At 71.8% G+C, this 18482-nt stretch carries 16 protein-coding genes; 12 read left to right on the forward strand and 4 right to left on the reverse strand.

Going from position 1 to position 18482, the window contains the following annotated elements:
* Nucleotide 1 precedes the first annotated feature (1 nt).
* Genes ABZ027_RS11310 through ABZ027_RS11325 form a run of 4 tightly spaced genes read left to right on the forward strand, consistent with a single transcriptional unit; the run spans nt 2 to nt 4965 of the window.
* Entirely contained in the window at nt 2-1144 is a 1143-nt protein-coding gene (locus tag ABZ027_RS11310) for a substrate-binding domain-containing protein (RefSeq protein ID WP_356766774.1), read from the forward strand.
* A gap of 60 nt (nt 1145-1204) precedes the next feature.
* Nucleotides 1205-2788 (forward strand): sugar ABC transporter ATP-binding protein, encoded by a 1584-nt coding sequence (locus ABZ027_RS11315; protein WP_356766776.1) that lies wholly within the window; start codon nt 1205-1207, stop codon nt 2786-2788.
* A 1-nt stretch (nt 2789) separates the two neighbouring features.
* Complete coding sequence (locus ABZ027_RS11320; RefSeq protein ID WP_356766778.1) at nt 2790-3920, forward strand: ABC transporter permease; 1131 nt, start codon at nt 2790-2792, stop codon at nt 3918-3920.
* 1 nt (nt 3921) lies between these two features.
* A complete protein-coding gene (locus tag ABZ027_RS11325; RefSeq protein WP_356766780.1) occupies nt 3922-4965 on the forward strand; it encodes an NAD(P)-dependent alcohol dehydrogenase in 1044 nt (347 codons plus the stop codon).
* A 260-nt stretch (nt 4966-5225) separates the two neighbouring features.
* On the opposite strand, the gene ABZ027_RS11330 is transcribed toward ABZ027_RS11325, so the two are convergent.
* Genes ABZ027_RS11330 through ABZ027_RS11340 form a run of 3 tightly spaced genes read right to left on the reverse strand, consistent with a single transcriptional unit; the run spans nt 5226 to nt 8062 of the window.
* Nucleotides 5226-6011 carry a ThuA domain-containing protein gene (locus tag ABZ027_RS11330; protein WP_356766782.1) on the reverse strand — a complete coding sequence of 262 codons (786 nt, stop codon included), beginning with the start codon at nt 6009-6011 and terminating at the stop codon, nt 5226-5228.
* Between the two features lie 3 nt (nt 6012-6014).
* The gene (locus ABZ027_RS11335; protein WP_356766784.1) at nt 6015-6779 is read right to left on the reverse strand and encodes an SDR family oxidoreductase; all 765 of its coding nucleotides are present in this window, start codon (nt 6777-6779) and stop codon (nt 6015-6017) included.
* Nucleotides 6780-6820: 41 nt separating this feature from the next.
* Nucleotides 6821-8062 (reverse strand): acyl-CoA dehydrogenase family protein, encoded by a 1242-nt coding sequence (locus ABZ027_RS11340; protein WP_356766786.1) that lies wholly within the window; start codon nt 8060-8062, stop codon nt 6821-6823.
* Nucleotides 8063-8365: 303 nt separating this feature from the next.
* Here ABZ027_RS11340 and ABZ027_RS11345 point away from each other — a divergent pair, with 303 nt between their 5' ends.
* The 4 genes from ABZ027_RS11345 (at nt 8366) to ABZ027_RS11360 (ending at nt 12870) form a co-directional block, all read left to right on the forward strand.
* Complete coding sequence (locus tag ABZ027_RS11345) at nt 8366-9904, forward strand: AMP-binding protein (RefSeq protein ID WP_356766788.1); 1539 nt, start codon at nt 8366-8368, stop codon at nt 9902-9904.
* A gap of 37 nt (nt 9905-9941) precedes the next feature.
* Complete coding sequence (locus ABZ027_RS11350; protein WP_356766790.1) at nt 9942-10547, forward strand: histidine phosphatase family protein; 606 nt, start codon at nt 9942-9944, stop codon at nt 10545-10547.
* A gap of 53 nt (nt 10548-10600) precedes the next feature.
* Nucleotides 10601-11788, forward strand: coding sequence for an acetyl-CoA C-acyltransferase (locus tag ABZ027_RS11355; RefSeq protein ID WP_356766792.1), 1188 nt, complete (start codon nt 10601-10603; stop codon nt 11786-11788).
* 74 nt (nt 11789-11862) lie between these two features.
* Nucleotides 11863-12870 carry a PDR/VanB family oxidoreductase gene (locus ABZ027_RS11360; RefSeq protein ID WP_356766794.1) on the forward strand — a complete coding sequence of 336 codons (1008 nt, stop codon included), beginning with the start codon at nt 11863-11865 and terminating at the stop codon, nt 12868-12870.
* 40 nt (nt 12871-12910) lie between these two features.
* On the opposite strand, the gene ABZ027_RS11365 is transcribed toward ABZ027_RS11360, so the two are convergent.
* Complete coding sequence (locus tag ABZ027_RS11365) at nt 12911-13912, reverse strand: LacI family DNA-binding transcriptional regulator (RefSeq protein WP_356766888.1); 1002 nt, start codon at nt 13910-13912, stop codon at nt 12911-12913.
* 234 nt (nt 13913-14146) lie between these two features.
* On the opposite strand from ABZ027_RS11365, the gene ABZ027_RS11370 reads away from it, so the two are divergent.
* Genes ABZ027_RS11370 through ABZ027_RS11385 form a run of 4 tightly spaced genes read left to right on the forward strand, consistent with a single transcriptional unit; the run spans nt 14147 to nt 18440 of the window.
* Nucleotides 14147-15097 carry a TIM barrel protein gene (locus ABZ027_RS11370; RefSeq protein WP_356766796.1) on the forward strand — a complete coding sequence of 317 codons (951 nt, stop codon included), beginning with the start codon at nt 14147-14149 and terminating at the stop codon, nt 15095-15097.
* 9 nt (nt 15098-15106) lie between these two features.
* Nucleotides 15107-16534: a sugar porter family MFS transporter gene (locus tag ABZ027_RS11375; RefSeq protein ID WP_356766798.1), complete on the forward strand. Its 1428-nt coding sequence runs from the start codon at nt 15107-15109 to the stop codon at nt 16532-16534.
* A 23-nt stretch (nt 16535-16557) separates the two neighbouring features.
* The gene (locus tag ABZ027_RS11380; RefSeq protein ID WP_356766800.1) at nt 16558-17577 is read left to right on the forward strand and encodes a Gfo/Idh/MocA family oxidoreductase; all 1020 of its coding nucleotides are present in this window, start codon (nt 16558-16560) and stop codon (nt 17575-17577) included.
* The gene (locus ABZ027_RS11385) at nt 17574-18440 is read left to right on the forward strand and encodes a sugar phosphate isomerase/epimerase (RefSeq protein ID WP_356766802.1); all 867 of its coding nucleotides are present in this window, start codon (nt 17574-17576) and stop codon (nt 18438-18440) included. The genes ABZ027_RS11380 and ABZ027_RS11385 overlap by 4 nt, the downstream gene beginning before the upstream one ends.
* Nucleotides 18441-18482 lie beyond the last annotated feature (42 nt).

Raw genomic sequence — 18482 nt, forward strand, 5'->3', positions numbered from 1 at the left:
GATGAGTTCCAGACCCGGACGCGCGGTCCGTCGCGCGCTCACCGCGATCGTCCCCGTCACCGCCCTGTTCGCCCTGGCGGCATGCGGCAACGACACGACTCCGGCCGCTGATTCCGCCAAGGCCGCGGCTCCGGACTCCCCCGGCCTGACCGCGGCCCGCGCGGCGCTGCAGAAGTACTCGGCGCACCCGGACAAGATCCCGGTCACCGAACCGGTGGGGAAGAAGATCCCCGCCGGCAAGAAGATCGACTTCATTCTGTGCGGCGTGCAGTCCTGCCAGGACCTGGCCGACTTCTTCACCGAGGCGGCCAACCAACTCGACTGGAAGGTCAAGGAGCTCGCCACCCAGGGCACACCGGAGTCCGTCCAGGCCGCCTACGACCAGGCGCTGCGCGACAAGCCGGACGCCGTCGTCGCCTCCGGATTCCCGCGCGCGGTGTACGCCAAGCAACTGGCGCAGCTCAAGGCGGCGGGTATTCCGGTCATCCAGTCGAACGCCGACGACGTGGTCGGCGACGGCATCTCCCTGCTGAAGAACGGGCCCAAGGACGTCGCCGTCCAGGGCGAGATGCTCGCCTCGTGGGTGGTGTCCGACAGCGGCGCCAAGGCCGACACGGTCTACTTCGACCTGCCCGCCTACACCATCCTCAAGCCGGTCAAGGACACCTTCGCGGCCAAGTACAAGGAGTGGTGCGCGGGCTGCGCGCTGGACACCGTCGACGTGCCGATCACCTCGATCGGCAAGGACATGCCGGACCGGGTGGTGTCGTACCTGCGCTCGCACCCGAAGGTGGACCACGTCGTCTTCTCACTGGGTCTGCTCAACGTGGGCGTCCCGGCGGCGCTGAAGACCGCCGGCGTCACCGGCAAGCACATCGCCGTGAACGTCGGTGACGGGCAGAACTACCAGTACATCCAGAGCGGCCTCAGTGACGCCGCGATGGCACTGAACTCGCACGAGACCGCCTGGCTCCAGGTCGACGCGCTGGCCCGCCACTTCACCGGCCAGTCCATGGACGTGGATCAGAAGGCGGTGCTGCCCAACATGCTGATCACCAAGGACAACCTCCCCAAGGTGCTCGGTGACTTCCCGCTCGTCGAGAACTACCAGGCGCAGTTCGAGGCGCTCTGGGGCCTGAACTGACCGACCCCGCGTGCCGCCGGCAGTGTGCCGGCGGCACGTCATTCGACGGATGGAGCAGCGGTGCACGCTGACACGTCAACGGAGACGACCGAGCCGGCCGAGTCAGTGCGCGGGGCGGCCCGGGCCGAGGCGAGGGACCGGCCCGTGCTGCGGGTGTCGGGGCTGTCGAAGCGATTCGGCGGAACCCAGGCGCTGCGGGACGTCGACCTGGACATCGCGCCCGGCGAGATCCACGCACTGATCGGACCCAACGGCTCCGGCAAGTCCACCCTCATCAAGATCCTCGCCGGCTACCACCACGCCGAGCCCGGCGCGGTCGCCGAACTCGACGGTGAGCCCTTCGACCTGGGGCCGGTCACCGGTTCACGGCACGACCTGCTCCGCTTCGTCCATCAGGAGCTGGGGCTGGTCGGCGAGTTGAGCGCCACCGACAACCTCGCGCTCAGCCGCGGCTTCGCCCGTACCGCGTTCGGCAACATCCGCTGGTCGGAGATGCAACGGCGGACGACCGCCCTGGTCGAGCGGTTCGGCCTGGGGATCGACGTACGCCGTCCCCTGTCGACGGCCACTCCCGTGCAGCGGGCGGTGGTGGCCATCGCCGCCGCCCTGCAGGGCTGGGAGGGCCGGCGCGGCGTTCTGGTCCTGGACGAGCCGACCGCCGTGCTGCCGCCGGGGGAAGTGGCCCAGCTCTTCGACATCGTGCGGGAGATCCGCGACGCCGGTGCGGGCGTGCTGTACGTCTCGCACCGCATGGACGAGATCTTCGCGCTGGCCGACCGGGTCACCGTGATCCGCGGCGGACGCCGGATCGCCACCCGCCCGGTCGCCGAACTCACCCCTCGCTCGCTGGCGGAGCTGATGGCGGGCGAGGAGATGGAGACCGAACACCGTCCACAGCCGCCCTCGGACCCCGCCGAGACCGTCCTGGAGGTCCGTGACCTGTCGGCCGGCCCGCTGCGCGGAGTCGGCTTCACCCTGGCCCGGGGCGAGCGACTGGGGATCACCGGCCTGGTCGGCTCCGGCCACGAGGCCGTGCCGTACGCGGTGTGCGGAGCGTACGGAGGTCCCGTGCGCGGCCAGGTGCGGGCACCCGAGAGCTCCCGGCGCTGGGTCGACGCGCGGGACGCGCGCGGTCTGGGCATTCCGCTGGTCCCAGCGGACCGGGCCGCCGAGGGCGTGATCGGCGACTTCTCGGTCGGGGAGAACCTCACCCTCCCGCTGCTCGAGAGGCTGCGCGCGCGGGCCGGACGGCTGCAGCGGCGCCGCGAGGCCTCACTCGCCGAGGAATGGATCCGGCGGGTCGGGGTGCGCACAGCGGGCCGCGGCGCCCGGATCACCACACTCAGCGGCGGCAACCAGCAGAAGGTCGTCATGGCCCGCTGCCTGGCCCAGCAGCCCGCGGTGCTGGTGCTGTGCGAACCCACGGCGGGCGTCGACATCGCCACCCGCCTCCAGCTGTACGACCTCATCGAGCGTCAGGCCGACGACGGCATGGGCGTGATCGTGTCCTCGTCCGACACCGAGGACCTGCTCGCGCTGTGCACCCGCGTCCTGGTGGTACGGGACGGCCGGATCGTACGGGAGATCAGCGGCCGGGACATCACCGAGGCCGCGCTGCTCCACGCCATGGAAGGAACCGAGTGACATGACATCCACCCCGACCCGGGCCGCGGAGCTCCGGCCGGCCGGACCGGACGAGCCCGCGAGCCCCGCCGTGGGGACACCGGGCGCGCTCGGCCGGCGGGCGGTGGCCGCCCTGTCCTTCCGCAACGTCGGCGCCGTCTACGTGTGGCTGCTGATCGCCGTGATCTTCTCCGTGTGGGCGCCGGACACGTTCCCGACCGTCACCACGGTCAAGCAGGTCCTGAACGGCAACGCCGTGGCCGGACTGGTGGCGCTCAGTGTCGTACTGCCGCTGGCCGCCCGCGTGTTCGACCTGTCGGTCGCCTACACCATGTCGCTGACCAGTGTGCTGACCGCCCACTTCCTGGTCTCCACGGGCCTAGGCCCCGCGACCGCGATCGCCCTGGCGATGGCCGCGGCCCTGCTCGTCGGGGTGGTCAACGGACTCGTGGTGGTGGTGCTGCGGGTCGACTCGTTCATCGCCACCCTGGCGACCGGCGCGCTGATCCAGTCACTGATCACCATGGTCACCAACGACAGCTCGATCACCGGCGTGCAACTGCTGGCCAAGCCGTTCTCGAGCATCGCCCAACTGGACGCCGGCGGCATCACCCTGCCGGTGCTGTATCTGCTCCTCGCCGCCACCGCCATCTGGTTCCTGCTGGAACACACCGCGACCGGGCGGCGGTTGTACGCGACCGGCTTCAACGCCGACGCCGCACGTCTGCAGGGGGTGCGCACCGACCGGCTGCGTTTCCTGACGCTGGTGACGTCCGCGCTGCTGGCGGGTTTCGCCGGCGTGGTCTTCGCCTCCTCGGTGGGGTCCGGGTCGCCCAGCGCCGGCACGCCGTATCTGCTCTCGGCCTACGCGGCGGCCTTCGTCGGAGCGACCCAGCTGCGCGCGGGCCGCTTCAACGCCTGGGGCACGGTGATCGCGGTCCTCCTGCTCGGCACCGGCATCACGGGACTCGGGCTCGCCACCAGCGCGCAGTGGGCCGCGAGCCTGTTCACCGGCTCGGTGCTGATCGTGGCGCTCGTCCTCACCGGCGGACGGATCGCCCTGCCGACCGTGCTGCGGCGGCGGAAACCGCCCCAGCACGGCGCGGGTTCCGCGGCAGGCGGCTCTGTATCCATCCCCGACAAGGAGGCCTGACATGAAGGCAGTTCAGTACCGGAAGGTGGGCGCCGCGCCGGAGGTCGTCGAGGTTCCCGTGCCCGAGCCGGGCCCTGGCCAGGTGCTGCTGAAGGTGACGGCGGCGGGGCTGTGCCACTCGGACCTGGCGGTCATGAGCTGGCCCGAGGAGCAGTTCCCGTATCCGCTGCCCATGACGCTCGGGCACGAGGGTGTCGGCACCGTCGTCGCGCTGGGCAGCGGCGCCACGGACGTGGCGGAGGGCGACGAGGTGGCGGTGTACGGCCCGTGGGGCTGCGGCCGCTGCCGCAAGTGCGCGGAGGGCAAGGAGAACTGCTGCCCGCACGCCGCCGGGCTCGGCATCATGCCGCCCGGGCTGGGTGCTGCGGGCGCTCTCGCGGAGTACATGGTGGTGGACTCCTCCCGCCATCTGGTGCCGCTGAACGGCCTCGACCCGGTGCAGGCCGCCCCGCTCACCGACGCGGGGCTGACTCCGTACCACGCGATCCGCACCTCGCTGCCCAAGCTGGTGCCGGGCGCCACGGCGGTGGTGATCGGCGTCGGCGGGCTGGGCCATCTCGCCGTACAGCTGCTGCGCGCCCTGACCTCGGTCCGGGTGGTCGCCCTGGATGTGAGCGCGGAGAAGCTGGAGCTCGCGCGTGCCGTCGGCGCCCATGAGACGGTGCTCTCCGACGGCGCCGCGGCGTCCCGGGTGCGGGAGCTGACCGGCGGCACGGGTGCCGAGGTGGTGCTGGACTTCGTGGGCGCCGAGGCGACCCTCGCGGTGGCCGCCGCGTCGGTGGCGACGGAGGGCGATGTGTCCGTGGTCGGCATCGGCGGCGGCACCCTCCAGGTCGGCTTCGGCGGCGGTCTGCCGTTCGAGGTGTCCGCCTCGGCCCCCTACTGGGGCAGCCGCCGGGAGCTCATCGAGGTGATCGACCTGGCACGAGGGGGCCTTGTCTCCTCCCACGTCGAGACCTTCTCGATCGAGGACGCGCCCCTGGCGTACGAGCGCCTGCACGCCGGGGAGATCCAGGGCCGCGCGGTGGTGCTGCCGCAGGGCTGAGGGGGGACGCGGCCATGGTTTTTCGCCCCCGCCGCCCCTACCCGTCCCGTCCCGTCCCGTCCTTCTGGGGCTCCGCCCCAGACCCCGCTCCTCAAACGCCGGAGGGGCTGCATTCAGCCCGACCGGCTGCATTCAGCCCGTCCGGCGTTTGAGGACGAGGCCCGTTCAGGGCCGAAGCGGGGGTCTGGGGGCGGCAGCCCCCAGGTACGGGACGGGTAGGGGCGGCGGGGGCGAACCCCCTCGCGGCACCCCGTCTTCGCTCAGCTGCGTGCCGGGCTCCGTACCCCCACCACCCTCTCCACACACCGCCCCAGCACCGTCAGGAACTCCGGTGTCTCCCACGGCCCCCGATCCACCCGCCCGGTGTCGTCCACACCGAGGTCCTGCACGTCGTACCGCCCACGGCAGTGGCCGAGGGTGAAGTAGCAGACCTCGCCGAGCCCCCTCCGCTTGAGGTACAGCACGGGACGGGGCGCGTCGTCGAGCGCCGCCGTGTCACCCTCGGCGAACCCGCGGCACGGCCCCGTGTACTCGGCGTGCAGCAGCACCTCCAGCGCCCCGTGCAGCTCACACACGTACAACTCGTCGGCCACCGTGAACGGTTGGATGCCCTCGACGAGCGGATGGTCCGGCCGGGTCACCCGTACCTCGTACGGTTCGATCGGCGGGTGCGCCAGGAACTGGCTGCCCAGCACACCCGCCAGGTCCCCCAGCAGCCGCGGGGTGGTGAACACCCGGGGCCGGCCGGCGGCCGGCGCCTCGATCACCGAGTTGGTGCCGTGCAGGGCGAGCCAGCGCCCGCCCCGCTCCACGAACCGTGCCAGCGCGGCCCGTTGGGACGGGCGGGGCCGCACGTCGCAGGTGTAGGTCACCAGCAGGTCGGCCCGCTCCAGGTCGGGCAGGCAGTCGTAGTCCTGGTGGACGGTGGTGCGGACGTGGGGATGCCCGCCCAGCAGGTCCAGCAGACGCAGCCGCGCGTAGTCGAAGTCGTGCCATCTGCCGCCGCAGACCAGTACGGCGTCCAGGCGGCCGGCCGGGCCCGCCACGGCTCAGTACTGGACGCGGGTCAGCAGCCCGCCGTCCACCACGAGGTTGACACCGACGCAGAAGGACCCGGTCACGCCCAGCAGGAACGCCACCGCCGCGGCCACGTCCTCGGCGGTGCCGTAGCGGCCGATCGGCAGCTTGGCGAGCACCTCCTCGTACACCTCCGGGCGGCTGGTGCGGATGGTCTCCCAGGCGCCGCCGGGGAAGTCGATCGGGCCGGGCGAGACCGTGTTGACCCGGATGCCCTTCGGGGCGAGGGCGTGGGCGAGTGCGGAGGCGTGCTGGACGACGGCGGCCTTCATGGCGGAGTACGAGTTGGCTCCGGCCGGGCGGGCGGTGTCGGAGGCGTTGGTGGTGCCGATGGCCACGACCGCGGCCCGGTCGGAGGCCTCCAGGTACGGCAGGGCCGCCTCGACGAGTCCCGCGAACGGGATCAGGTCGCCGCGCAGGCTGGCCTCCCACGACTCGGGGCCCTTGACGTTGCCCGCCGACACGTTGGACACCAGCAGGTCCAGGCCGCCGAGTTCACCGGCGGCCCGCTCCACGAAGCCCGCGAGCGCGGCCGGGTCGGTGACGTCGACCGGCTCGGCGAACACGGTCGTGCCCTCGCCGCGCAGCTCGGCGGCGGCCTTGGCGAGGGCCTCCTCGCCGCGGGCGCACAGGGCCAGTGCGCAGCCCTCGGCGGCCAGGGTGGTGGCGATCGCCCGGCCGATGCCCCGGCTCCCACCGGTCACCAGCGCCTTCGCGCCTGTCAGTCCCAGATCCATCGTTTTCTCTCCTCGTTGTAAGAATGCGTCCGGTGTCGGGTTCAGTTGCCGGACAGTTCGGAGAACGGCACCCGGTCGACCCGTGGCTCCCCCGGCAGCTTCAGCACCCGCTCGCCGATCAGGTTGCGCTGGATCTGGTCGGTGCCGCCGGCCAGCCGGTAGCCGGGGGCCCCGAGCAGGTGTTCCGTCCACGCGAAGGTGCCCGGCTCCCCGGTGTCGGCGCTGATCCGGGCGCCCATCAGCTCGGCGGCGACCTGCCCGGTGCGGGTGAGCAGGTCGGATGCCATGAGCTTGGTCAGCGACGCCTCGGGGCCCGGCCGCCCGCCGGCCGCACTCGCCCGGGCGACCCGGTCCACGGTGGCGGCCCGCAGCACGCCGCGTACGTACAGGTCCGCGAGCCGCTGGCGTACCAGGGGGTCCTCGGTCCGGTGCAGCGAGCGGGCGAGGGCGAGTACGTCGTCGAAGGTGCCGCCCTTGCGACGGTTTCCGGAGCCGGAGGCGGTGCGCTCGAAGGCGAGGGTGGCGTTCGCGACCTCCCAGCCCTGGCCAGGGCGTCCGATCCGTAGCTCGTCGGGGACGCGTACGCCGCTGAGGAAGACCTCGTTGAAGGAGGCGCCGCCGCTCATCTGACGGATGGGCCGGATCTCCACTCCCGGGCTGTCCATCGGGACCAGGAAGGCGGTGAGGCCGGCCTGTTTGACGACGTCCGGGTCGGTGCGGGCGAGCAGCAGGCCGTGGTCGGCGAACTGGGCGCCCGACGTCCACACCTTCTGGCCGTCGATCACCCAGCTCTCGCCGTCCGGACGTGCGCGGGTGCGCAGCGCGGCCAGGTCGGACCCGGCGCCGGGTTCGCTGAACAGCTGGCAGGCCAGCAGATCCGTACGGAGGAAGGCGCGGGCGTAGGTCTCGCGCTGCTCGGGTGTACCGAAGAGGGAGACGGCCATGGCGACCAGCCGCACCGTGACGCTGATCAGCTCGGTGGAGGGCGGCACGTCGAACGCCGCCTCCTCCTGGGCGAAGACGGCGGCGTGGGCCGCGGTCAGGCCCTGGCCGCCGTTCTCCTTCGGGAGAGTGAGGGCCTGGTAGCCGGCGTCGTGCCGGGCTCGCTGGTAGGCGCGGCAGCGGTCGAGCAGCCGTCGTTCCTCGTCGTCCGGGAGGTTGTGGAAGACGGCGAGATCCGCGGCACCGTCGCCGGTGGTCTCGGCGGGTTGCCGGCGTTCCAGCGCGGTGGCCAGCCACTGGCGGACCTCATCCCGCCACTCGTCCACCTTCGGTTGGGACATGGCGACCTCCTCGGCACACGTGTCCGGACGGAACTCATCGAACGGAACTCATCGAACGGGCTCACCGGATGGCACGCGCCCGCTGACACTTACCAGATGGTTGCTTCAGTAACAGAGCCTCTGCGCGGGGGGACCACACCTGCCCAACAAGGGAGAGTGCCTCCGACTCGGATCAGAGTGTTCCGTACTTTCTTGATAAACGCTACAGTCTTGGCGTCGACTCTCCCACCTGTCGGCCGATGGGCAGACGGGGTTGCCCGCTGGAGCCGGGGAGAGGACGAACCGAGGACCGCCGGAGGATCGATGTCCCTACAGCCACTCGACGTGCGTGCCCGCGAGCTGCCGGACGCGACCGCCCTGGCCGACGACACGGAGAACCTGTCCTGGTCCCGGCTGGCCGATCAGGTGGCCCGCCTGACCGGCCGCTTGCTGGAGGTCGCGCCCGGGCCGCAGGACCGCGTCGCCGTCCTCGGCGACAATGCCGTGGCGACGATGGTGAGCCATCTCGCCGGGCTGCGGGCCGGCGTCGGCACGGTGGCCGCGTCCCGGCAGCTGACCGCCCGCGAGCTGGTCGACCTGCTGGCCGACGCGGGCGCGAGGGCGGTGATCAGCGGCCCGGCGGGCGAGTCGGCCGCCCGGCAGGCCGGCGCCGAACTCGGTCTCCCGGTCGTGGTGCACGGGACGCCCGCCAAGGACGACGCCATCGACTGGGCCCAGTGGCTGGCGGGCGCCGAGCCGGTACCGGTGCCCGTCGGCCGCCCGGCCCGGCCACCGCTGGTCTACACCTCGGGCACCACCGGACGGGCCCGGGGCACGGAGGTGCGCTGGGTGCGGGGCCCGGTGACCGACAGCGCCGCCTACCTGGAGGCGGTGGCCGCCCGCCCCGGCTTCCCGCCGGGCCCCCATCTGGTGTGCGGGCCGCTCCAGCACAACGGGCCGCTCACCTCGCTGCGCCACCTCGCGGCAGGCCGACCCGTGGTGATCCTCGGCCGGTTCGACGCGGAGACGTTCCTGCACCAGGTGGAGCGCCGACGGGTGACCTCGTCGGTGATGGTGCCGACCCACTTCACCCGGCTGCTCGCCCTGCCGGAGGAGACACGTGCCCGCTACGACGTCACCAGCCTGATCCAGGTCTCGCACACCGGTTCCGCCTGCCCGCCGGAGGTCAAAAGGGCGATGATCGACTGGCTCGGTCCGGTGCTGACCGAGTCGTACGGAGCCAGCGAGGCGGGCACGGTGGCGCGCATCGACAGCACCGAGTGGCTCAAGCACCCCGGTTCGGTGGGGCGCGTCCAGCCGCCCTTCGACGTCCTGGTGACCGGCGACGACGGTCGTCCGCTGCCCGCCGGGGAACTCGGACTGCTGGCCTTCCGGGCACCCGAGGGCCGCGGCGTGCGCTACCACGCGGACGAGGAGAAGACCAAGGCCGCCTACGTCGCCCCGGGCGTCTTCACCCTCGGCGACATCGGCTATGTCGACCCGGACGGCTACATCTTCATCACCGACAGGGCCGCGGACGTCGTGGTCTCCGGCGGGGTGAACCTGTACCCGGCGGAGAGCGAGGCGGTGCTGGGTGAGCACCCGGCAGTGGCCGACGTGGCGGTCATCGGCGTGCCCGACCGGGACTTCGGCGAGTCGCTGCGGGCCCTGGTCGTGGTGAGGGACGGGAGCGCGCCGACCCACGAGGAACTGGACACGTTCTGCCGCGAGCGGCTGGCCGCCTACAAGTGCCCGAAGTCGTACGAGGTCGTCCCCGCACTCGTCCGCAACGCCATGGGCAAGCTCGACAAGCGCGCGATGCGCCGCCCCTACTGGAACTCCGACCGGACGATCGCCGGCTGAGTCCGGCCCGCCCGTCCTCCCCTGTGAAGGATCACCCATGACGGAACTTCTGCTCGTCCGGCACGGCCTGCCCGTCGCCGGCGTGTTCGACCCGGGACTGTCGCCGGAGGGCACCGCCCAGGCCGAGCGCCTCGCCCCGTGGCTGGCGGAGGAGGGCATCGACGCCCTCTACACCAGCCCGTTCCGGCGGGCCCGAGAGACGGTGGCGCCGCTCGAACGGCTGACGGGCATGACGGCGACCGTGCTGGACGACCTGCGTGAGTGGGACACCGACGTCTCGCACCCCTACACACCGCCGGAGCAGATCAACGTGGACGACCCCCGGTCGGTGGCGCTCTCCGAGGGGCGGTACGAGGACTTCGTACCGGACCTGGACTGGGACGCCTTCCGGGGCCGGGCGGTGCGAGCCATGAACACCATGCTGGACGCCCATCCGGGACAGCGGATCGCGGCCGTGTGCCACGGCGGCATCACCAACACCTATCTGGCGACGGTGCTCGAGATACCCCGGATGTTCTGGTTCCACCCCGGCTACACCTCGGTCAGCAGGGTGCGCCGTATGCCCGGCGGACGGATCGTGCTGCACTCCGTGAACGAGACGGCCCACATGGTCGCGGTACGCGCCGCCGACCCGGTCGGCTGACCTCCCGTTCCCGCCGCCCCTTCCCCATCGACACCCTTCAGGAGGCACCGGACATGCCCGGTTCCGTCATCGTCGCCGGAGCGAGAACGCCCATCGGCAAGCTCCTGGGCGGGTTGAGCAGCCTGTCCGCCGCCGACCTCGGCGCACAGGCCATCGGCGCCGCGCTGTCCGCGGCGCGGCTCGACCCGGCTGCCGTGGAGGCCGTCGTGATGGGCCATGTCGTCCAGGCCGGCGCCGGTCCCAACACCGCCCGGCAGGCCGCCGTGAGCGCCGGCATCCCGTTCGCGGTACCGGCGAGCACCGTCAACAAGCTGTGCCTGTCCGGGCTGCACGCCATCGCGCTGGCCGACCTCATGGTCGCCTCCGGACGCCACGAGGTGGTCGTCGCGGGCGGTATGGAGTCCATGTCCGGCGCCCCGCACCTGCTGCGCGGGTCCCGCACCGGCTGGAAGTACGGGGCGGCGACCGTGGAGGACGCCCTCGACCGCGACGCCCTGATCTGCGCCTTCGACGGGGTGCCCATGGGCGCCGCCACCGAGCGCTACCAGCAGCCGTTCGCGCTCAGCCGTGCCGAACAGGACGAGTACAGCGCCCTGTCGCACAGGCGGGCCCACCACGCGCAGGAGTCCGGCGCGTTCTCCGCCGAGATCGCGCCGGTCACGGTAGCCGGGCGCCGGGGCGAGACGGTGGTGGAGGCCGACGAGGGCATCCGGCCGCAGAGCACCGCGGAGAGCCTGGGCCGGTTGGCGCCCGCCTTCTCGGCCGAGGGCACGATCACCGCGGGCAACGCCTCGCAGCTGTCCGACGGGGCTGCGGCCGTCGTGGTGATGAGCGCGGACCGTGCCCGCCGGGAGGGTCTGACCCCGCTCGCGGAGATCGGCGCCTACGGCACCGTGGCGGGCCCCGACCCCTCGCTGCTCGTCCAGCCGGCCGGTGCGGTGCGTGACGCGCTGGCACGCGACGGCCGCCTGAAGGCAGCCGACCTCGACCTCTTCGAGATCAACGAGGCGTTCGCCGGGGTGGCCCTGGCCTCCGTACGGGAACTCGGCGTCCCGCTGGAGAAGGTGAACGTCAACGGCGGCGCGATCGCCCTGGGCCATCCGGTCGGCATGACCGGCGCCCGGCTCGTCCTGACCCTCGCCCAGGAACTGCTGCGGCGCGGGGGCGGCACCGGGGCGGCCGCCCTGTGCGGCGGCGGCGGTCAGGGCGACGCGCTCCTGCTGCACGTACCGCGCGGCTGACCGGCTCCGCGCACGCCGCGCCGGCCGGCCACCACTGCCCCCATCCCACCCGTACGAGACTCAGGTTGACGCACATGACCAGCCAGCCGCTCCAGGCCCCCCGGGCCTTCGACGTTCCCCGGTCCACCCCGACGGACCGCGACGAGGCAACTCTCGTCGTGGACGCCCGCGTTCAGGCCGCCGACGGTGTCGTGTCCCTGGTACTGCGCCGCCCTGACGGCGGCCCGCTCCCGGCCTGGGCGCCGGGCGCCCACATCGACCTGCTGCTGGACAACGGCCTCGTCCGCCAGTACTCGCTGTGCGGGGATTCCGCCGATCCCGCGGTCTGGCAGATCGCCGTGCTGCGCGAACCGGAGAGCCGCGGCGGTTCCTCGTACGTCCACGACCGTCTCGCGGAGGGCTCGGCCGTCCGGGTGCGCGGGCCGCGCAACACCTTCCCGCTGCGCGCGGCGGAGCGTCATCTCTTCATCGCGGGCGGGGTCGGCATCACCCCGATCCTGGCGATGGTGGAGGCCGCCGCAGCGGCGGGAGCGGACTGGCGACTGCTGTACGGCGGGCGCACCCGCCGTTCCATGGCGTTCCTGGACCGCCTCACGCCCTACGGGGACCGGGTGCTGATCCGGCCGCAGGACGAGTACGGCCTGCTGGATCTCGCCGGCTTCCTCGGGGAGCCCCGCGACGGCACGCTGGTGCATGCCTGCGGTCCCGAGCCGCTGCTTCGTGCCGCGCAGGAGCAGTGCGCGGGTTGGCCCGCCGGCACGCTGGGCGTCGAGCGGTTCGCCCCGGCCCCGCCGACGTCCGGGGGCGCCCCGTCGAACGCCTTCGACGTGGTGCTCGCCCGGTCGGGACGCACGCTCACCGTGCCGGCGGACCGGTCGGTGCTCGAAGTGGTGGAGGACGCCGGGGTCCCGGTGCTGTTCTCCTGCCGGGAGGGCACCTGCGGCACCTGTGAGACGGACGTGCTGGACGGTACGCCGGACCACCGGGACTCGTTGCTCGACGAGGACGAGCGGGCCGCTGGTGACACCATGCTGATCTGCGTCTCGCGTTCCTGCGGCCCCCGGCTGGTGCTCGACCTCTGACCACGGACCTGCTCCCACGATCGTGGTCGGACCACGCGGCTCAGACCTGGGACTCCCGGGCCGGTCCGCTGGTTCCCCTGACCACCAGTTTCGGGTCCAGCACGGCCTCCCGCGGTGCCGTGTCCCCGCCCTCCAGCCGCTCCACGGCGAAGCGCACCGCGTGCTCCGCCATGAGGAACGCGTCCTGGCGCACCGTGGTCAGTCCGATCGGCATCAGGTGGGACAGATGACTGTCGTCGTAGCCGACCACCGACATGTCCCGGGGAACATCCACCCCCGCCCGCGTCAGTGACATCAACAGCCCCCACGCGCACCGGTCGTTGCCCGCGAGGACCGCGGTCGGCAGGGGCTGCCCGCTGTCACGCTCCGCCAGCAGCGCCTCCCCCGTCTCGATGCCCGACTGCTCGGTGTGGTCCCCGGGGATGACCCGCGCCTCGGACTGCAGCCCGTGGCGGCGCATCGCGGCCCGGTAGGCACGCCGCCGCTCGGCCGACCCGGGGCCCCGGCCGCCGTCGACGTGCACGATCCGACGGTGCCCCAGCTCGACCAGGTGGTCCATGGCCTGCCGCACACCCTTGCCCTCGGCGGAGTGCACGAAGTCGACGTGGGCGTGGGGCACTCGGCGACTGACCGACACGGTGACCGTACGGCGCCCCAGCCCGTCGAGGTAGGCGGCCTCCGCGTCGGGGCCCAGCAGGATCACCGCCTCACACCGGTGGCCGAGGAGCGCCTCGATCGCCTTGGCCTCCTCCCGGCTGTGGGTCGCCGCGGAGAGCAGGACGTCGTATCCGAGCCGTTCGGCCTCGGGGTAGATGCCGGCGATGAGGTCCGAGTGGAAGGTCTGGTGCACGGTGAACATCACACCGAGCGTGCGGCTGCGGCCCCGGGCGAGCAGCCGGGCGGCGTTGTCGGGGTGGTAGCCGATCTCGTCGGCCACGCGCAGGACGCGTTCGCGGGTCTCCTGGCTGGCCCCCGGCCGGCCGCGGAAAACGATCGACACGAGCGCCCTGGACACCCCCGCCTTCGCGGCGACGTCCGCCATCGTGGGCCGTTGCTTGGCTGACGCATCCACCAGTGAACCTCACCCTTCGACGCGCCCCACCTTACGGCCGACCGCGAAATCCCCCGGCAACAAGCTATTGACATGACATTTGGACAGGGCTCATCGTACTTGCCTAGAGCGCGCTAGTAGAGCGCGCCAGGGCAGAAACGCCCCCTTCCCACTGAAGCCACGTCCGACTGAAGTCCCCGCCCCTCCTGGCAAAGGACACACCACATGGCAACGGCGCCATCCACCCTCCGCACCATCGCGGGCAACCTGTGCCTGGGCTCCGCCCCCGACTCCTGGGGTGTCTGGTTCCCCGAGGACGAGCACCAGGTGTCGTACACCCGCTTCCTCGACGAGCTGGCAGCGGCCGGTTACCGGTGGCTCGAACTGGGGCCCTACGGCTACCTCCCCACGGATCCCGAGCGGCTGACGGCGGAGCTGGACTCCCGTGGGCTGCGGGTCTCCGGCGGCACCGCGTTCGGCGCGCTGCACCGTCCCGAGGCGTGGGGCGAGACGCTCGCCCATGTCCGTCAGGTCGCCGCCCTCACCGCCGCCGCGGGCGCCCACCACCTGGTCCTCATCCCGCCCATGTACCGGGACGAGAAGACCGGCGCGTTCACCGAGCCGCCCGAGCTGACCGCCGAGCAGTGGGCCGGATTCGGCGACAACGCCGACCGGCTGGGCAGACTGCTCCTCGACGAGTACGGCGTACGGCTCGTCATCCATCCGCACGCCGACAGCCACCTCCAGACCCAGCCGGAGATCGAGCGGCTGCTGAACGAGTCCGACTCCCGCTACACCAACCTGTGCCTGGACACCGGTCATGTGGCCTACGGCGGTGGCGACAACCTCGACCTGATCCGCCGGTTCGGTGAGCGAGTGGGCTACGTGCACATCAAGCAGATGGACCCCGAGATCCTCGCCCAGGTGGCCGCCGAGGACCTCTCCTTCGGCGAGGCGGTCAGGCGCGGGGTGTGCGTCTCGCCTCCCGCGGGCGTGCCGAACCCGGCCGACGTGGTCGCCGAACTCGCCCTGCTCGACGCCGAGTTGTTCGTGATCGTCGAGCAGGACCTGTACCCGTGCGCTCCCGGTGTGCCGCTGCCCATCGCGGTCAGCACCCGTGAGCACCTGGTCGGCTGCGGGCTGACGGGTACCCGACGCCCGACTCTCGACCGCTAGGAGGCGCCCATGGACGTCAGGGACGACGCGACCCACACCCGTACCACTTCCACAACCGATGACACCCCGCCGGCGGTCTCCCGACGGCTACGCCTCATCACCGTCATCGCCACCTTCGGCGGGCTCCTGTTCGGCTACGACACCGGCGTCATCAACGGCGCCCTGCCGTACATGACCGACGACCTCGGTCTGACCCCCTTCACCGAGGGCATGGTCACCAGCTCGCTCCTCCTCGGCGCGGCCCTGGGCGCGGTAACCGGTGGGCGGCTCTCGGACGCGCGCGGACGGCGCCGTACGATCCTCGTCCTCGCCGTGGTCTTCTTCGTCGGCGCGCTCGGCTGCACGCTGGCGCCGAACACGGCGGTCATGGTGGCCGCCCGGTTCGTGCTCGGCCTCGCGGTCGGCGGTGCCTCGGTGACCGTGCCCGTCTACCTCGCCGAGGTCTCCCCCGCCGAACGGCGCGGCGCACTGGTGACCCGTAACGAACTCATGATTGTCAGCGGCCAGTTGCTCGCCTTCACCTCCAACGCGATCATCGCCCGGGTCGGCGGCGAGTCCGGCGGTGTCTGGCGCTGGATGCTCGTTCTCGCCACCGTCCCGGCCGTGGTGCTCTGGTTCGGCATGCTGGTGATGCCGGAGAGCCCGCGCTGGCTGGCCTCGCAGATCCGCTACGGCGAGGCCCTCGACGTCCTGCGGCAGGTCCGGTCCCGGCAGCGGGCCGAGGCCGAGATCGCCGAGGTCTCCGCGCTCGCCGTCAAGGAAGGGCGGGAGAAACTCGGCGGCTGGCAGGACCTGAGGACCACGCCGTGGCTGCGCAGGCTGATGTTCGTCGGTTTCGGGATCGCGATCGTGCAGCAGATCACCGGCGTCAACACGATCATGTACTACGGCACCCAGATCCTCACCGACGCCGGTTTCGCCGCCGACAGCGCCCTCACCGCGAACATCGCCAACGGCGTCATCTCAGTGCTCGCCACCTTCGTCGGCATCTGGCTGCTGGGCCGCGTCAACCGCCGACCGATGCTGATGATCGGTCAGATCGGTACGACCAGCGCCCTGTTGCTGATCGGAGTCTTCTCCCTGGTACTGCCCTCCGGTGACGGCCGCGCCTACGCCGTGCTCGCCATGACGGTCACCTTCCTCGCCTTCCAGCAGGGCGCGATCTCGCCGGTGACCTGGCTGATGCTCTCGGAGATCTTCCCGATGCGGATGCGCGGTTTCGGGATGGGCGTCGCGGCCGTGGTGCTGTGGCTGACCAACTTCGCGATCGGGCTGGTCTTCCCGTCCCTGGTGTCCGGCATCGGGATCTCCAACACCTTCTTCCTGTTCGTCCTGGCGGGCGTCGCCGCCCTCACCTTCGTCAACCGCTGCGTCCCGGAGACCAGGGGCCGCTCCCTGGAAACCCTGGAAGCCGAACTCCGCGCCCGTTTCTCCTGACTCTCCGTCCACAAGGATTCGACATGACCGTCCGTGTAGGTGTCATCGGCGCCGGAATGATCGGCCAGGACCACATACGACGACTCACCGAGGTCGTCACCGGGACCACCGTCACCGCGGTGACCGACATCGACCAGGCCCGCGCCGCCGAGGTCGCCGCCCGCGTCGGCGCCTCCGCCCTGCCGACCGGGGCCGACCTGATCGGCGCCCCCGACGTGGACGCCGTCCTCGTCACCTCCTGGGGCCCCACCCACGCCGAACACGTACTCACCGCCGTCGCCGCCGGCAAGCCCGTCTTCTGCGAGAAACCCCTCGCCACCACCGCCGAGGACTGCCTGCGCGTCGTCGAGGCCGAACGCGCCCGCGGCCGCCGCCTGGTCCAGGTCGGCTTCATGCGCCGCTTCGACACCGGCTACCGCCAGATGAAGGAGGTCCTCGCCTCCGGCGCCCTGGGCAACCCGCTGATCGTCCACTGCGCGCACCGCAACCCCACCGTCCCGGACTCCTACACCTCACGGATGGCCGCGCAGGACACGGCCGTGCACGAGATCGACGTGCTGCGCTGGCTGCTCGACGACGAGATCGTCTCCGCCCAGGTGATCACCCCGCGCGCGACCCGCAAACGGTTCGACCACCTCCAGGACCCGCAACTGATGTACTTCGAGACCGCGAACGGCGTCCGCATCGACCTCGAGGTCTTCGTCAACTGCCAGTACGGCTACGACATCCAGTGCGAGACCGTCGGCGAGGAAGGCCTGGTCCGGCTCCCCGACCCGGCCACCGTCGCCGTCCGCGGCGCCGGACGGCACGGCACCGCCGTGCCGCAGGACTGGAAGGCCCGCTTCGTCGACGCCTTCGACACCGAGTTCCGCGAGTGGATCGCCTCCGTCGAGGCAGGCGCCGAGCCCACCGGCCCCTCCGCCTGGGACGGCTACGCCGCCACCGTCATCACCGACGCCGCCGTCCGCTCCCTGGAGTCCGACGGCGCCGTCGTCACCGTCGACATGAAGCCCCGACCCGCCCTGTACGGAGGCACCGCGTGAAGATCGCCCTCGACCCCTACATGTTCCGCGCCCTGCCCATCGACGCCATGGTGCGCACCGTTGCCGAACTCGGCTACGAGTACATCGAGTTGTCGCCCCGCGACGACTTCATGCCGTTCTTCGTGCACCCGCGCGCGGACGACGGGCGGATCGCCGAGCTGAAGACCGCCCTGCGCACCCACGACGTCAAACTGTCCTCCGTCCTGCCGCTGTACAAGTGGTCCTCCCCCGACGAAACCGAGCGGCAGGCCGCCGTCCGCTACTGGAAGCGCATGATCGAGATCGCCGCCGACCTCGCATGTCCGCTGATGAACTCGGAGTTCAACGGCCGTCCCGAGCGAGCCGCCGAGAGCGAGGCCGCGTTCTGGCGCTCGATGGAGGAGCTGCTGCCGCTGTTCGAGCGCGAGGGCATCGCCCTCAACCTGGAGGCCCACCCGGACGACTTCTGCGAGGAGAACACCCCGGCCGTGGACCTCGTCCGCGCGATCAACAGGCCCTGGGTCAACTACCTCTACTGCGCCCCGCACTCCTTCCATCTCTCCGGAGCGGATCCGACGGCGGACATCGCGGCGATGATGCGCTACGCGGGCGACAAGCTCCAGCATGTGCACATCGCCGACTCCTTCAACCACAAGGGTTCCTCCGGCCTGCGGTACATCCTCAACCCGCCCGGCACCCCCGCCCGTATCCACCAGCATCTGGACATCGGCCAGGGCGAGGTCGACTGGGACGCCTTCTTCGGCACCCTGCGCGAGCTGCGCTTCGACGGCGTCGCCACCGCCTGCGTCTTCGCCTGGGAGGAACGCGCCCGCGAGTCCTCCGCTTTCATGCTCGACCGCATCACCAAGGAACTGGCCGCCTGACCTGGACCTGCGTGTCACCGGGCCACGATCAGCGGCGTTCGC

Origin of the sequence: Streptomyces sp. NPDC006332 (genome assembly GCF_040612855.1) — a bacterium.
Taxonomy (GTDB): domain Bacteria; phylum Actinomycetota; class Actinomycetes; order Streptomycetales; family Streptomycetaceae; genus Streptomyces.

Bases quoted from the DNA above. Each gene is read 5' to 3' on its own strand.
- ABZ027_RS11310 (WP_356766774.1), top strand. From the start codon at position 2: ATGAGTTCCAGACCCGGACGCGCGGTCCGTCGCGCGCTCACCGCGATC.
- ABZ027_RS11320 (WP_356766778.1), top strand. From the start codon at position 2,790: ATGACATCCACCCCGACCCGGGCCGCGGAGCTCCGGCCGGCCGGACCG.
- ABZ027_RS11325 (WP_356766780.1), top strand. From the start codon at position 3,922: ATGAAGGCAGTTCAGTACCGGAAGGTGGGCGCCGCGCCGGAGGTCGTC.
- ABZ027_RS11335 (WP_356766784.1), bottom strand. From the start codon at position 6,779: ATGGATCTGGGACTGACAGGCGCGAAGGCGCTGGTGACCGGTGGGAGC.
- ABZ027_RS11340 (WP_356766786.1), bottom strand. From the start codon at position 8,062: ATGTCCCAACCGAAGGTGGACGAGTGGCGGGATGAGGTCCGCCAGTGG.
- ABZ027_RS11345 (WP_356766788.1), top strand. From the start codon at position 8,366: ATGTCCCTACAGCCACTCGACGTGCGTGCCCGCGAGCTGCCGGACGCG.
- ABZ027_RS11350 (WP_356766790.1), top strand. From the start codon at position 9,942: ATGACGGAACTTCTGCTCGTCCGGCACGGCCTGCCCGTCGCCGGCGTG.
- ABZ027_RS11355 (WP_356766792.1), top strand. From the start codon at position 10,601: ATGCCCGGTTCCGTCATCGTCGCCGGAGCGAGAACGCCCATCGGCAAG.
- ABZ027_RS11360 (WP_356766794.1), top strand. From the start codon at position 11,863: ATGACCAGCCAGCCGCTCCAGGCCCCCCGGGCCTTCGACGTTCCCCGG.
- ABZ027_RS11365 (WP_356766888.1), bottom strand. From the start codon at position 13,912: ATGGCGGACGTCGCCGCGAAGGCGGGGGTGTCCAGGGCGCTCGTGTCG.
- ABZ027_RS11370 (WP_356766796.1), top strand. From the start codon at position 14,147: ATGGCAACGGCGCCATCCACCCTCCGCACCATCGCGGGCAACCTGTGC.
- ABZ027_RS11375 (WP_356766798.1), top strand. From the start codon at position 15,107: ATGGACGTCAGGGACGACGCGACCCACACCCGTACCACTTCCACAACC.
- ABZ027_RS11380 (WP_356766800.1), top strand. From the start codon at position 16,558: ATGACCGTCCGTGTAGGTGTCATCGGCGCCGGAATGATCGGCCAGGAC.